This is a genomic window from Salmonella sp. 741265050_HSA (assembly GCF_046569445.1).
GTDB classification, from domain to species: Bacteria; Pseudomonadota; Gammaproteobacteria; order Enterobacterales; family Enterobacteriaceae; genus Salmonella; species Salmonella enterica.
In genome coordinates this window covers 207,012-221,077 of sequence record NZ_JBKFSV010000001.1, presented here as the reverse complement: position 1 = coordinate 221,077, position 14,066 = coordinate 207,012, and the positions used below count along the sequence as shown (strand labels likewise).

Sequence of the window (14,066 nt, the reverse complement as noted above, 5' to 3'; positions counted from 1 at the left end):
ACTCCGAAGCGAGTGATGGAGAAGCGCTCACCGGCGCGAGCAGCCGGTGAGGCGCAGAAAAATTAATGCAGTTTCAGGCGCGGACGAATGACGCGGTTAATACTGCCCACCAGCATCATCAGGCCGGTTTTAAAATATCCATGCAGCGCTATCTGGTGCATACGGTATAGCGAGATATACACGAAGCGGGCGATACGTCCTTCAATCATCATTGAACCGCGGGTCAGGTTCCCCATCAGACTACCCACGGTAGAGAAGTTGGACAGGGAGACCAGCGAACCATGGTCTTTATACTGGTAAGCTTTCAGCGGTTTGCCATTCATCTGCGCCAGAATGTTATTCATTGCGCAGGTAGCCATCTGATGCGCCGCCTGAGCGCGAGGCGGCACAAAACCTCCCTCCGGACGTGCGCAGGAAGCGCAGTCGCCAATCGCATAAATATCAGGATCGCGCGTGGTTTGCAGCGTCGGTTCCACCACCAGTTGGTTAATGCGGTTCGTTTCCAGACCACCAATCTCTTTCATAAAATCTGGCGCTTTGATACCCGCCGCCCACACCATCAGATCGGCCTGAATATATTCACCTTCTTTCGTATGCAGACCGCCTTCGTCGGCGCTGGTGACCATAGTTTGCGTCAGCACGCGAACGCCCAGTTTGGTCAGTTCATTATGCGCGGCGCTGGAGATACGCGGCGGCAACGCAGGCAGAATACGCTCGCCAGCCTCAACCAACGTCACGTTCAGCGCGTCGTTGGTCAGCCCCTTATAACCATAGCTATGCAACTGTTTTACCGCATTATGCAGTTCAGCCGACAGCTCAACCCCCGTCGCACCGCCGCCAACGATGGCGATATTGACCTTACCGTTCGCGCCCAGATTAGCCGAATACTTGAGGAACAGGTTCAGCATCTCCTGGTGAAAACGGCGCGCCTGATGCGGGTTATCGAGGAAGATACAGTGCTCTTTCACGCCTGGCGTGTTGAAATCATTAGAGGTGCTGCCCAGCGCCATCACCAGCGTGTCATACGCGATTTTGCGCTCCGGCACCAGCAGTTCGCCCTTTTCATCACGCAACTCGGCAATGGTGATGGTTTTCGCTTCGCGATCGATATCCATCACCGATCCCAGTTGGAACTGGAAACCATGATTACGCGCATGAGCCAGATAGCTCAGCGCATCCACGCCTTCGTCCAGAGAGCCAGTCGCCACTTCGTGCAGCAATGGTTTCCACAGATGGCTGTGATTTCGGTCTACCAGCGTGATTTTCGCTTTTTTCTTGCGCCCCAGTTTATGGCCTAACTGCGTCGCCATTTCCAGCCCGCCAGCGCCGCCGCCGACAATCACGATCCTTTTTAATGGTGTAGTCAACGTGACCCCCTTAAATTTATTAACCAATTGTTAATTAAAAGTTATTGCAATAGCCTTTAATTAACAACAAGTTACGTTAATGAGAATAAGCTTCTGATATGAGAATAGCATGAACGGTGCATTGGTCATACCAAAATTGATGTGCATCAAGTTTTCATGCTGAAAAGATAGACAGTTTGCGAGAATTGAGCATAAAAAAACCAGCCGCAAGGCTGGTTATCCGGTCACTAATAACGCCATATTGCCGGATGGCGTTATCCCAGCGTTTTAAACGCTTTGATACGTTGCAAGTGCGGCGAAATATTTTTGAATTTGTGAGTCTGTTCCTCATCCCACACAATTTCATAATACGGGTGAAGCGCTTGCGCTGAGCGTTGGCTGTCCAGCGCTTCGTCATGACGCGAGAGGATCACCAGACAACGATCGCGATTTTTTTCGCGAAAGTTGGTCACGCACTTTGTAGCGATGTCCGCATACTCTTCCGGGCGATCGATTTTCCCCTCCATGTTTTCATAGGGGAACAGGTTCGGGTTAAAAACCACCTGACGGATATCGCACAAAAAGCCAATCCGCTCCGCCCAGTAACCGCCCAGCCCCACGCCACAGATTAAAGGGCGATCGTCCACATTCAACTGCAACATTTTGTCCACTTCTTTCAGCAGATGCTGCATATCGTGCTTAGGATGCCGCGTACTGTAGCTTACCAGCCGAACATCCGGGTCGATAAACTGTAATTGCAACACTTTTTCATGGTTGCCCGGACTATTTGAATCAAAACCGTGTAAATAAATAATCATCTGGCACCCTCACGAAAACTCGAGTTAATGACCTGCTTTTTCTTCCTGCCAGCGTTCATGTAACTGGTTGAGCTGGGCGCTGGCTGTTTTCCAGCGTGCTGAGTCCATGAGCTCCCGGCGTGAAAATGAACCTTTATGATACAAACGTGTAACACGCTCTGCTTTGATCGGCGACAGATTATCCAGCACGCTGACTGCGCCTTTACGATTATTGCAGACCAGAATCATATCGCAACCCGCATCCAGCGACGCCTGGGCGCGCTCAGCATAGCTGCCCATAATCGCCGCGCCCTCCATAGACAGATCGTCGGAGAAAATGACGCCGTCAAAGCCTAGCTCCTGACGCAGCACCGTTTTCAGCCAGTACGGCGAACCGCTTGCCGGACGCGGATCGATAGCGCGGTAGATCACGTGGGCAGGCATAATCGCATCCAGTTTATTCTCGCTAATCAGCGTGCGGAACACCGACATATCTTTGCCACGGATGTCCGTTTCAGGACGTGGATCGCACGGCGTCTCTTTGTGGGAGTCCGCCGTGACTGCGCCGTGGCCGGGGAAATGCTTACCGGTCGTTTTCATCCCGGCGTCATGCATGCCGTCAATAAAGCGCGTTGCCATTGCCAACGCTTTTGCGGGATCGGCATGATAGGAGCGCTCGCCAATTGCCGCGCTGATATGCCCGACGTCCAGCACTGGCGCAAAACTGATATCAATATCCATCGCGATCATTTCGCTGGCCATCAGCCACCCTGCCTCCTGCGCCAGTCGTCCCCCCTCTTCCAGCCCATGCAGCGCAAAAAAAGATTGCGCCGCGGGCAGGCGGGTAAACCCTTCACGGAAACGCTGTACGCGCCCGCCTTCCTGATCGACGGCCACCACCAGATGGTTACGCGATGCCGCCCGAATCTGGCGCACTAATTCGCGCAGCTGTTCCGGGTCATGGTAATTACGCGTGAACAGAATAAGCCCGCCAACCAGCGGATGCGCCAGTATCTCGCGCTCCTCCGCATCCAGCTCACATCCTTCGACATTCAACATTACTGGGCCCACACTGCTCTCCTTATCCTTTCATACGTAGCTGGCGCCAGGTTTCATCGGCCAGCCTGATAAATTGTTGCTCGCCGGTTTGTCGCCAGCGGTATTCGAACCACCCTGCTTTTAGCATAATGACCCAGGGGTGCCATAATCGTATCTGTCGCCATAGCTGCCGGGCGTCGATTCGCGCGCGCGCTGCATAAGCGTCTGCCAGTTGTCGGTGCTGGCATTCATCCTCAACCCATACTGCCGCCAGCTCCAACGCAATATCGCCGTCGCCGGCATACTCCCAGTCAATCAGTCTCAACCCGGCTGACGTTAATACTATATTGTCGCCATGGACATCCATATGCAAAGGCGCGAGCCGCAGCGGGCGAGGTTCACCTTTTTTTTGCAACTGTTTGAGCCGCCGCAACCAAAACGGCGTACGCCTTGCCGGATCGCAACACGACCAGTACTGCGCCAATAGTGGCGATAGCGCGATACGCCAGCCAAAACGCGGCTGTTGATGCAAATGATACAGTAAGGCCGCCAGTTCGTCGGCATCTGGCAGAGCGGAATTTACCACACCATGCAGATATTCTACCGCCATCCAGCCCGGCGTATAAAAAAGCGCTCGCGGCGCCAGACTGGCCGGCAATTGGGATAAGGCGCGGTGATGACGTAAAAAATGGGCTGGTGGAGCGTCGGGGTCGTGATGACGGCGCAGCACGATACGGTGAGTATCGTGAGCAATAATACAGCTCCCGCCGCTTAGCCCCTGCGATGCGGCAACGGCGGGACGATACTGGGGAAAATAGCGCGACAGGATCTCGTCGCGCGTTAAGGGATTATTGTTGTTGGACCGCACCTTTACCTGACCAGATTATCTCGCCAGTTTGCACCAGCATTAACTGCATCTGTAATGCAGGCGCGTTAACGTTACCGGATGCGCTGGAGTAAAGTACATATTGCGCCCCGACATTGCGCGCAATGCCAATAGCTTTACTGCGCGTTCCCAGACTATCCTGCGGAGACAACCCTAACTGCTGTTTTGCCATCGAGAGTTGCTGTACGGAGACCAGCGTAAATTTACCGTTGTTCGCCAGCGCATTACGTAACGTTTCCGTTGCCTCGTTCGCATTTAACGACCCATTCGTCCGGTTATTCACGCTGTCGACAAGCAATACGTTTCCGGCCGTCACGCCATCAGCCTGCAACATTTTGCTGACCAGCGGTTGCATCGCGCCGTTCCAGTCATAGTGGCGCACCTTAGGCGCTGGCTGGCCCGTTTGATCTTCATGTTCGATCGGCCCCGGTTGCTGTGGAATGGTTGGCACAGACGGCACAACAGGAGGCTGCGGCGGCTGCGCGGGTTGTTCTGGCGCTGGTTTTACCTCTTCAACTGGCGCAGGTTGACGTTGCGCCATACACCCGGAGAGAAATATCGCCAGCGCAGCAATGGCAGCGTAGCGATGCATTTTTGTCATCAAAATTCACTCCTCACAAATAAAGATAAAGCCTGACCTTATGCGCCCCCAGATAATTGGCGCTGCCAAATAGCGTTACCGACGAACGCGCGGGTATGGTTACGCTACGCGGCGCCTCCAGCGGATGCATCTCCAGCCCCCGCGCGTCATACCAGTAAAACCGATAATGAACGGTTATGGGCTCTTGCCTTTCGTTATAGACGCGGGAAGAGGCTGATGGCTGGATATCAGACGCCGTCAGTTCAGGCGGCTCTGCGGTGACGCCCGCCGCCAGAACCGTGGACTCCATCACCAGCGACTGCGCGTCGCTTACCGGAATTTCAGGGTGTGACCGGCAGCCGGTAAGCAGCAGCAAGCCCAGAGAAACCGCGATGCATCCTTTGATCATACTTACAAGCCTTTATGCGCCAGCATCGGGCCTAGCGGGCGGCCGCCCAGTAGGTGCATATGGATATGATAAACCTCCTGGCCCCCATGACGGTTGGTATTCATGATTAAACGATACCCATCTTCGGCAATGCCTTCTTGTTCAGCGATTTTCGCCGCCACGGTGATCATCCGACCTAACGCCTGTTCATGTTCCGCCGTCACGTCATTGACGGTTGGGATCAGGATATTGGGAATAATCAAGATATGCGTCGGCGCCTGCGGTGAAATATCACGAAAGGCGGTGACCAGCTCATCCTGATAAACGATATCCGAAGGGATTTCACGACGAATAATTTTGCTGAATATAGTTTCTTCTGCCACGACGTTTTCCTTTTTCATAATAGCCCTTGCAGCGCACATGCTACGCCGAGCCATACTGCGAGTATAGAGTATGAGCGAGTTACCGACGCTCTTTCAACTTTAACCCACGATTTATTAAGCGAAAAATGACTACATGCTGGACTTACCGCCATATCCCCCTGCCATGACGCCTTTGTACGCTTAAAAAATATTTCTAGTTTCCCTGTTTATACCGTTTTACACATTTAATACAAATGCGTATATTTCTCATTTGCATTTTTATGCGCATTAACTAGCAAAGAATGAAAAGGTTCAACGTCATACGTCCTGAACTTACCCCAATAACAAGCAAGGATTTTCAGATGTCTTTCATTCAATACCGCCGGGACAAACACCTTCAGTCCACCGCCGCACCGTCGCTGTTAGCTATGGGTATGGCGATGGCATTTATGCCTGCCGCCTTCGCGGCTGAGGATACCGTTATTGTCGAAGGCGCGACGACCGCTGACGCCGTAAACCGTGAAGAACAGGATTACAGCGTGAAAACGACCGCAGCGGGCACCAAAATGCCGATGACTCAGCGCGATATCCCGCAGTCGGTCAGTATTGTCAGCCAACAGCGTATGGAAGACCAGCAGTTGCAAACCCTGGGCGAGGTGATGACCAATACGCTGGGGATCAGCGGAAGCCAGGCTGACTCCGATCGCATCAGCTATTACTCGCGCGGGTTTGAAATTGACAACTATATGGTTGACGGTATTCCAACGTATTTTGAGTCCCGCTGGAATCTGGGCGATGCGCTAACGGATACCGCGCTGTATGAGCGCGTGGAGGTGGTTCGCGGCGCGAATGGGCTGATGACCGGAACCGGCAATCCTTCTGCCTCAATTAATATGATCCGTAAACACGCCACCAGTCGGGAGTTCAAAGGTAACGTCTCCACAGAATACGGTAGCTGGAATAAGCAGCGTTACGTCATGGATCTGCAAAGTCCGCTCACCGCAGACGGTAATGTCCGTGGGCGCATCGTGGCGGGTTATCAGAATAATGATTCCTGGCTGGACCGCTATAACAGTGAGAAAGCGTTCTTTTCCGGAATTATCGATGCCGATCTGGGTGCAACTACCAGCCTTTCAGCCGGTTATGAATATCAAAAAATTGATGTCAACAGCCCGACCTGGGGCGGTCTGCCGCGCTGGAACACCGATGGCAGCAAAAATAGCTATGACCGCGCACGTAGTACCGCCCCGGACTGGGCTTATAACAACAAAGAGATAAATAAATTCTTCGTCACGCTTAAACAGCGTTTTGCCGAAAGCTGGCAGGCGACCCTGAATGCGACCCATACTGAGGTCAAATTCGACAGTAAAATGATGTATATCGATGCGTTAGTCGATAAAGAGACAGGTACGCTGGTGAGTCCTTATGGCGCAAGCTACCCCGTGGTCGGCGGTACGGGTTGGAACAGCGGCAAGCGCAAAGTAGATGCCATAGATCTCTTTGCCGATGGCGCTTATGAGCTGTTTGGCCGTCAGCACAATATGATGTTTGGCGGCAGTTATAGTAAACAGAATAACCGCTATTTTAGCGCCTGGGCGAACGTCTTTCCGGACGACATTGGCAACTTCAGCGCCTTTAACGGTAATTTCCCCCAAACCCACTGGGCGCCACAAAATCTGGCGCAGGACGATACCACGCATATGAAATCGCTGTATGCCGCTACGCGCATTTCGCTGGCCGACCCGCTGCATCTGATTCTTGGCGCTCGTTATACCAACTGGCGTGTTGATACACTGACCTACAGCATGGAGAAAAACCATACCACGCCGTATGCCGGGCTGATTTATGATATCAACGACAACTGGTCCGCTTATGCCAGTTATACCTCTATCTTTCAGCCGCAGAATAAACGCGACAAAGCGGGTCAATATCTGGCTCCGATTACCGGTAATAACTATGAAGCGGGTCTGAAGTCCGACTGGATGAACAGCCGCCTCACCACCACGTTGTCCGTGTTCCGCATTGAGCAGAATAACGTCGCTCAGGCAACCACTATTCCCATCCCTGGCAGTAATGGGGAGTTTGCCTGGAAGTCTACTGACGGAACGGTGAGCAAAGGCGTCGAATTTGAAGTAAACGGCGCAATTACCGATAACTGGCAGATGACTTTCGGGGCTACCCGGTATGTTGCCGAGGACAATGAAGGTAACGCCGTGAACCCTAATCTTCCGCGCACCAGCGTGAAGTTATTCACCCGCTATCGTCTGCCGGCGATACCGGAGCTGACGGTCGGCGGCGGCGTGAACTGGCAGAATCGGGTTTACAAAGATACCACGACGCCGTACGGTACTTTCCGCGCCGAACAGGGCAGCTATGCGCTGGTCGATCTGTTTACCCGCTATCAGGTGACGAAAAATTTTTCCGTACAGGGAAACATCAACAACCTGTTTGATAAAACCTACGACACCAATATTGATGGTTCCATTGTTTACGGCGCGCCGCGTAACGTCAGCCTCACCGCCAATTATCAGTTCTGACAGACTGTCGGAGAGCGGCATGTAAAGCGCCATTAAAAAAGGCAGCCGAATGGCTGCCTTAATTCTCCCCAACATCATTACTGCTTAGCTGTTACGGATGTACTCATCCATTTCCGTTTTCAGGTTATCGGATTTCGTACCGAAAATAGCCTGAACGCCGGAACCCGCGACGACAACGCCTGCCGCACCCAGTTTCTTCAGGCCAGCCTGATCCACTTTCGCTACATCGGCTACGCTCACGCGCAGACGCGTGATACAGGCATCCAGGTTAGTGATGTTCTCTTTACCGCCAAACGCCGCAACCAAAGCCGGCGCCATTTCGCTGGTCGCGCCCGCTTTTGCGTCATCAGTAGTGTCTTCACGACCCGGCGTTTTCAGATCCAGCGCTTTGATCAGCACGCGGAACACGGTGTAGTACACAATCGCATAACCGGCGCCAACAATCGGGAACAGCCACAATTTGCTGCTGTTACCGGACAGCACGATAAAGTCGATCAGACCGTGGGAGAATGACGTACCGTCACGCATCCCCAGTAGGATACAGATCGGGAATGCCAGACCTGCCAGAATCGCGTGAATAATGTACAGGATCGGCGCCACGAACATGAAGGAGAACTCGATAGGCTCGGTAATACCCGTCAAAAACGAGGTCAGCGCGGCGGAAATCATGATACCGCCCACTTTTGCGCGGTTTTCCGGTTTAGCAGAGTGCCAGATAGCAATGGCCGCAGCCGGCAGACCGTACATTTTGAACAGGAAGCCGCCAGACAACATACCTGCCGTCGGGTCGCCCGCCATATAGCGCGGAATGTCGCCGTGGAATACCTGACCCGCTGCGTTGGTATATTCGCCGATCTGCATCTGGAAAGGAACGTTCCAGATATGATGCAGACCAAACGGCACCAGGCAACGCTCGATAAAACCGTAAATACCAAACGCGACAACCGGATTCTGATAAGCCGCCCACTGCGAGAACGCCTGGATAGCCGTACCGATTGGCGGCCATACGAAAGACAGCACCACACCGGTAAAAATAGCGGCCAGACCCGAAATGATCGGCACGAAGCGTTTGCCCGCAAAGAAGCCCAGATACTCAGGCAGTTTGATACGGTAGAAGCGGTTAAACATATACGCTGCGATCGCACCGGAGATAATCCCCCCGAGAACACCCGTATCAGCAAGGTGTTTAGCGGCGATCTCTTCAGCAGGTAAATGCAGAACCAACGGCGCAACCACAGCCATGGTTTTCACCATGATGCCATACGCTACTACCGCCGCCAGAGCCGAAACGCCGTCGTTGTTGGTGAAGCCCAACGCCACGCCGATAGCGAAAATCAGCGGCATATTGGCAAAAACAGATCCGCCCGCTTCTGCCATAACGTGCGATACAACGGCTGGCAGCCAGCTGAAGTTAGCGGAACCGACACCCAGCAGGATACCTGCGATAGGGAGTACGGATACCGGCAGCATCAGCGATTTACCGACCTTTTGCAGGTTAGCAAATGCATTCTTAAACATAATTGAGAGTGCTCCTGAGTATTTGTGCTTTTCTACGTTCTCACGCATTGGCGAGGGGGGAGAACCCCGCCGTGGACAGGACATCTAAGTGCCCTTTTATTTATTACACAGAGTAAAATAAATACGTCTGATTTTGTTTGACGGCTATCACGTTTCAGCGCCAGATAGCCTAAAAAGTATCACATTCTGCCAAAATGAGTTTCCTAATGTTTCCATAAGCTCGCTCACCGCCCCTTTTGTGGCGGTGAACTTTACGCGCTTTGCTTATTAATTACGAGCTTTAAAAAAACTCGTTTAACGGATTGATGACAGGCGAGACGCGTCAATATGGAACAGGCGAGCAAAGTTATCGGTGGTGATCTGCGCCAGTTCTTCAACGGCAACCCCTTTCAATACCGCCATATATTCTGCGACGTCGCGTACCATCGCAGGCTGGTTCTCTTTACCGCGATGCGGCACCGGCGCCAGATAAGGAGAATCGGTCTCGACTAACAACCGATCCAGCGGCACATAGCGCGCCGCATCACGCAACTGTTCAGCGTTACGGAACGTTACGATGCCGGAAAAAGAGATATAAAACCCCAGATCCAACAATTTGCCGGCCGTTTCTCTGTCTTCTGTAAAACAGTGTAGTACGCCACCGCAATCCGTCACTTTTTCTTCGCGCAGGATAGCCAGCGTATCGGCACGCGCGTCGCGAGTATGGACAATCACCGGTTTATGCAATTCGCGGCCAATCTGGATATGATGAATAAAAGACGCCTGCTGGCGGATTTTGGTCTCAGGCGTGTAAAAGTAATCAAGCCCGGTCTCGCCCATCGCCACCACATCGTCTTCTGCAGCAAGGAGGCGCAGTTCTTCTACGTCATATGCTTCATCCTGATTTAACGGATGCACGCCGCAGGAAAAGACCACATTATCGCGCTTGCCCACCAGCTCGCGCATATGGCGATACCCCGGCAGCGTCGTCGCCACCGCTAAACAGAACTTCACATCGCGCGCGGCGGCTTTCGCCAGCACATCGTCCACGTCCTTATGCAAAGATTGATAATCCAGACCATCAAGATGGCAGTGTGAGTCGACTAAAAACATAATGTCTCTCTCAAAGATGAGGAACAGGCAACAAGGTGCCTGATTGCAGGTAATGCTCGATGCGGAGAATGAGATCGGTTAATACCAGTTCGCGGTTTAATCCGGTCACATGAAGTAATTGATCACGACAATGGCAAACATCGTTCAGGATTGCCTGAATACGCGCCGGGGATAGCGGCCCCGCCAGCGCGGCAACAACCGCGTCCGCATCAACGTTTGTCAGGTACGACGCGCCGTGCTGACGTTTCAGCGCGTCTACCAGCAGCGTCGCCAGCCAGTGCAGGCGCGCCGGGGCTTGCTCATGATTGAGCGCCGTTAATAACGCATACCAGTCGCCCGTATGTAAACTGTCCATTAACGCCTGACACAGCGCCTCACGCTGCGCCCAGCGTTCAGACTGCAACAGCGCCAGCGCGGCGCCGGGCGACCCCGCATTCAGGCGTAGTGCCGTGAGCAATGCTTCTTGTGACGCCGTCACTTCTCGCGATAGCCATGACATCGCATACGATTCGGACGGCGGCGCCAGATGATGCAGCCGGCAGCGGCTGCGTAATGTCGCCAACAGACGAGCAGGCTCCGGGCTGGCAAGGAAAAACCAGGTTTGCTCCGGCGGCTCTTCCAGCGTTTTGAGCAACGCATTGGCAGCGGCGTCGGTTAATAGCGCCGCATCCGCAATCCACACCACCTTCGCACCGCCCAGACGGGAGTGCTCGTACAATTTCTCGCTGACCTCGCGTACCGCATCTACGCCGAGGCTGCTTTTGCCTTTATCCGGCGTCAGCGTGTAATAGTCCGGATGCGTGCCAGCCTGCATAAGCTGACAACCACGGCAATGCCCACAGCTTTTGTGGCCCTCAGGCTGCTGGCATAACAGATAACGGCTCAGCGCATAGCACAGCGCCTCGTCGCCCATGCCAGGTAAGGCCTGAATCAGTAGCGCATGGTGCCCACGTCCCGCCTGGTAACTTTCTACCAGTTTTTCATAGGCGGGCCGTAACCATGGATACCATTTCATGCCGCTTGCTCCTGCACCCACTTCGTCACCGTGGCGCGAATGTCGCGCATGACGGCATCCAGCGGCTGGGTCGCGTCAATGGTGCGGATACGCGAGTCTTGCGCCGCCAGTTCCAGATAGCGCGCGCGAGTCCGGTTAAAGAAATCAAAAGATTCCTGCTCAATGCGATCCAAATCGCCGCGCGCTCTGGCGCGTTTTAGCCCGACTTCCGGCGTGACATCCAGATACAGCGTCAGGTCAGGGCGAAAATCGCCCAGCACGGCATCGCGTAGTGTCGCCAGCATGGTTTGATCAATGCCGCGCCCTCCCCCCTGATACGCCTGGGTCGAGAGATCGTGGCGATCGCCGATCACCCATATGCCTTGCGCCAGCGCGGGTTTGATTACCGTTTCGACGAGCTGTACGCGAGCGGCATAAAACATCAGCACTTCCGCTTTATCGGTAATCACTTCGTCGCCTACCGATCGAATATCCAACACCAGACTTCTTAGTTTTTCGGCAAGCTGCGTACCGCCCGGCTCACGGGTAAAAATCATATTACGAATACCCAGTTGCTCAAGGGTCTCCACCACCACGTCGCGCGCAGTGGTTTTTCCGGCGCCTTCCAGGCCCTCGATGACGATATAATTACTGCCCATTTTTTTCCTTAAGCACTTTCAGGTACTCCTGCACTGACCGATTATGGCTGGCAAGATTGGTGTTAAATGTGTGACCGCCTTTACCGTCGGCCACAAAATAGAGATACGGCGTTTTCGCCGGATGCGCCGCCGCCTGCAATGACGCTTCGCTGGGCGATGCAATCGGTCCTGGCGGCAGCCCGGTTATGGTATACGTGTTATAAGCCGTCGGCTTTTCCAGATCCGCACGCGACAAGTTACCATTATAACTCGTCCCCATCCCGTAAATCACGGTGGGATCGGTCTGAAGGCGCATACCGATTCTCAGGCGATTAATAAAGACTGAGGCCACCTGATCGCGTTCGCTGGCGACAGCCGTCTCTTTTTCAATAATCGAGGCCATTGTCACCAGTTGGTTCTGATCTTTATAAGGCAGCCCCTCGGCCCGACCTTTCCAGACAGTATCGACAGCTTTCACCATCTTTTGATGCGCTCGCTTGAGAATAGCGACATCGCTGGTGTTGGCGGTATACATCCAGGTATCAGGCCAGAACCACCCTTCTACCCATTCCGGGTGCGCAAGCTTTAATGCCTGAGCGACAGTGGCGTAGTCATCATCCGGCAATGTATGGCGAATATACGGCGCCTCTCGTAACTGTTTCAGGTAATCGCTAAGGCGCATCCCTTCCACAAACCGCAACGGGAATTGCGCTTCTTTGCCGCTCTCCAGCAACTCAAGCATCTCCCGTACGGTCATCCCCGGCGTAAAACGGTAAGTTCCCGCTTTAAAGTGCGATAACTCAGGCTCCACGCGCAGCAGCCACTGAAATACCCGGGGGCGATTAATGATTTTTTCATCATAAAGCTGGTCGCCAAGCGCCAGCCGCCCCGTTCCCGCCTTGAGCGTAAAGATAGTCTCGTTTTTAATAAGTAACGTGCTGTTCGCCAGATGGCGAACTTTCCACATCCCCACGCCCGCGGCAATACCCAGCACAACCAACAGCAGAAGGAAAACGCCTGACAATTTTTTCATAACTAATTCGGATGCTCACAAAATGGGGCTAAAAATTGAAACAGTGTTCGCGAAGAATACGACGTCCCGTGATAGGCGCGTATGGGAATAATCGGCATTAGCGCGTTGCAGATGATAATCTCATCCGCCTGCCTGACTGCCTCCTCTCTCGCCTGTACTTCAAGAACCTGGAAAGGAGATTGCGCCAGTTGGCGTAAACAAAATTGTCGCATAATGCCGTTCACCCCGGCCTGATCCAGACGCGGCGTAAAAACAATGTCGCCTGTACGCCAGAACAAATTAGCCGCACAGCATTCCGTAACCCATCCCTCGCTGTCAAGAACCAGCGCCTCATCGGCGTCCGTCTGCTCAAGATGAGAGCGAATCAACACCTGTTCGAGACGGTTCAGATGTTTTAATCCGGCAAGATAAGGATTGCGCCCAAGCGGTATGGGACTAAGGGTAAGAGTGATGCCTTGCTTACGCCACTGAGAATAATAAGCGGGATAAGCAGAAACGGAGAGGATTCGGGTAGCTGCCTGACAATTCATGGCGCTGTATCCCCGGCCGCCGCTGCCACGGCTAATGATCACTTTCAACACGCCTGAATCATGCCCTGTGGCCAACATTGTCATCTCTTGCCGAAGGGTCGCCCAATGGCTAAAAGCGATCCGTAATTTTTCACAGGCAACCTGCAAGCGCTGAAGATGCGCTTCCAGATGGCAAATGTTGCCATCAACAATACGTGCGGTCGTAAAACTGCCATCGCCGAACTGCGTCGCCCGGTCGCTTACAGCAAGTTGATCCTGCGCATGGCCATTAATTAAAAACATAGTGGCTCCTTATCCGTCGCCTGCTAGTGTGGCAGGATGAATAAC

General features: G+C 53.4%; 14 protein-coding genes. 1 reads left to right on the top strand and 13 read right to left on the bottom strand.

Going from position 1 to position 14,066, the window contains the following annotated elements; genetic code table 11:
* Positions 1-62: 62 nt before the first annotated feature.
* From ndh to hinT, 7 genes are all read right to left on the bottom strand, one after another.
* Positions 63-1,367, bottom strand: coding sequence for an NADH-quinone dehydrogenase (gene ndh, locus ACLD4F_RS01030; RefSeq protein WP_000211060.1), 1,305 nt, complete (start codon positions 1,365-1,367; stop codon positions 63-65).
* Between the two features lie 254 nt (positions 1,368-1,621).
* Entirely contained in the window at positions 1,622-2,164 is a 543-nt protein-coding gene (gene ycfP, locus ACLD4F_RS01025) for an alpha/beta hydrolase YcfP (RefSeq protein WP_021000185.1), read from the bottom strand.
* A gap of 24 nt (positions 2,165-2,188) precedes the next feature.
* A complete protein-coding gene (gene nagZ, locus ACLD4F_RS01020) occupies positions 2,189-3,214 on the bottom strand; it encodes a beta-N-acetylhexosaminidase (RefSeq protein WP_000529340.1) in 1,026 nt (341 codons plus the stop codon).
* A gap of 10 nt (positions 3,215-3,224) precedes the next feature.
* Positions 3,225-4,049 carry a thiamine kinase gene (thiK, locus tag ACLD4F_RS01015; protein ID WP_076726398.1) on the bottom strand — a complete coding sequence of 275 codons (825 nt, stop codon included), beginning with the start codon at positions 4,047-4,049 and terminating at the stop codon, positions 3,225-3,227.
* Positions 4,030-4,668 carry a penicillin-binding protein activator LpoB gene (lpoB, locus tag ACLD4F_RS01010; protein ID WP_000164353.1) on the bottom strand — a complete coding sequence of 213 codons (639 nt, stop codon included), beginning with the start codon at positions 4,666-4,668 and terminating at the stop codon, positions 4,030-4,032. The genes thiK and lpoB overlap by 20 nt, the downstream gene beginning before the upstream one ends.
* Positions 4,669-4,681: 13 nt before the next feature.
* Positions 4,682-5,056, bottom strand: coding sequence for a YcfL family protein (locus ACLD4F_RS01005; RefSeq protein ID WP_000589563.1), 375 nt, complete (start codon positions 5,054-5,056; stop codon positions 4,682-4,684).
* A 2-nt stretch (positions 5,057-5,058) separates the two neighbouring features.
* Positions 5,059-5,418, bottom strand: a complete 360-nt coding sequence (hinT, locus tag ACLD4F_RS01000; RefSeq protein ID WP_001532068.1) for a purine nucleoside phosphoramidase — start codon at positions 5,416-5,418, stop codon at positions 5,059-5,061.
* A gap of 341 nt (positions 5,419-5,759) precedes the next feature.
* Here hinT and fhuE point away from each other — a divergent pair, with 341 nt between their 5' ends.
* On the top strand, positions 5,760-7,934 hold the full coding sequence (gene fhuE, locus ACLD4F_RS00995) for a ferric-rhodotorulic acid/ferric-coprogen receptor FhuE (RefSeq protein WP_023259046.1): 2,175 nt from the start codon (positions 5,760-5,762) through the stop codon (positions 7,932-7,934).
* 84 nt (positions 7,935-8,018) lie between these two features.
* Here fhuE and ptsG read toward each other — a convergent pair whose 3' ends face one another.
* From ptsG to pabC, 6 genes are all read right to left on the bottom strand, one after another.
* Entirely contained in the window at positions 8,019-9,452 is a 1,434-nt protein-coding gene (gene ptsG, locus ACLD4F_RS00990) for a PTS glucose transporter subunit IIBC (RefSeq protein ID WP_000475705.1), read from the bottom strand.
* Positions 9,453-9,746: 294 nt separating this feature from the next.
* Positions 9,747-10,544, bottom strand: a complete 798-nt coding sequence (locus ACLD4F_RS00985) for a metal-dependent hydrolase (protein WP_000480268.1) — start codon at positions 10,542-10,544, stop codon at positions 9,747-9,749.
* A 10-nt stretch (positions 10,545-10,554) separates the two neighbouring features.
* Complete coding sequence (gene holB, locus ACLD4F_RS00980; RefSeq protein ID WP_039590724.1) at positions 10,555-11,559, bottom strand: DNA polymerase III subunit delta'; 1,005 nt, start codon at positions 11,557-11,559, stop codon at positions 10,555-10,557.
* Positions 11,556-12,197, bottom strand: a complete 642-nt coding sequence (gene tmk, locus ACLD4F_RS00975; protein ID WP_000535396.1) for a dTMP kinase — start codon at positions 12,195-12,197, stop codon at positions 11,556-11,558. Before tmk ends, holB begins: the two co-directional genes overlap by 4 nt.
* Positions 12,187-13,209, bottom strand: a complete 1,023-nt coding sequence (gene yceG, locus ACLD4F_RS00970) for a cell division protein YceG (protein WP_000736459.1) — start codon at positions 13,207-13,209, stop codon at positions 12,187-12,189. The genes tmk and yceG overlap by 11 nt, the downstream gene beginning before the upstream one ends.
* Before the next feature lie 2 nt (positions 13,210-13,211).
* Positions 13,212-14,021 carry an aminodeoxychorismate lyase gene (pabC, locus tag ACLD4F_RS00965; protein ID WP_000478653.1) on the bottom strand — a complete coding sequence of 270 codons (810 nt, stop codon included), beginning with the start codon at positions 14,019-14,021 and terminating at the stop codon, positions 13,212-13,214.
* Positions 14,022-14,066: the final 45 nt, after the last annotated feature.

What these genes read in the sequence shown, in the direction of transcription:
- ACLD4F_RS01005 (WP_000589563.1), bottom strand. Translation starts at nt 5,056, where the DNA reads ATGATCAAAGGATGCATCGCGGTTTCTCTGGGCTTGCTGCTGCTTACC.
- pabC (WP_000478653.1), bottom strand. Translation starts at nt 14,021, where the DNA reads ATGTTTTTAATTAATGGCCATGCGCAGGATCAACTTGCTGTAAGCGAC.
- ACLD4F_RS00985 (WP_000480268.1), bottom strand. Translation starts at nt 10,544, where the DNA reads ATGTTTTTAGTCGACTCACACTGCCATCTTGATGGTCTGGATTATCAA.
- ptsG (WP_000475705.1), bottom strand. Translation starts at nt 9,452, where the DNA reads ATGTTTAAGAATGCATTTGCTAACCTGCAAAAGGTCGGTAAATCGCTG.
- ycfP (WP_021000185.1), bottom strand. Translation starts at nt 2,164, where the DNA reads ATGATTATTTATTTACACGGTTTTGATTCAAATAGTCCGGGCAACCAT.
- fhuE (WP_023259046.1), top strand. Translation starts at nt 5,760, where the DNA reads ATGTCTTTCATTCAATACCGCCGGGACAAACACCTTCAGTCCACCGCC.
- lpoB (WP_000164353.1), bottom strand. Translation starts at nt 4,668, where the DNA reads ATGACAAAAATGCATCGCTACGCTGCCATTGCTGCGCTGGCGATATTT.
- holB (WP_039590724.1), bottom strand. Translation starts at nt 11,559, where the DNA reads ATGAAATGGTATCCATGGTTACGGCCCGCCTATGAAAAACTGGTAGAA.
- yceG (WP_000736459.1), bottom strand. Translation starts at nt 13,209, where the DNA reads ATGAAAAAATTGTCAGGCGTTTTCCTTCTGCTGTTGGTTGTGCTGGGT.
- tmk (WP_000535396.1), bottom strand. Translation starts at nt 12,197, where the DNA reads ATGGGCAGTAATTATATCGTCATCGAGGGCCTGGAAGGCGCCGGAAAA.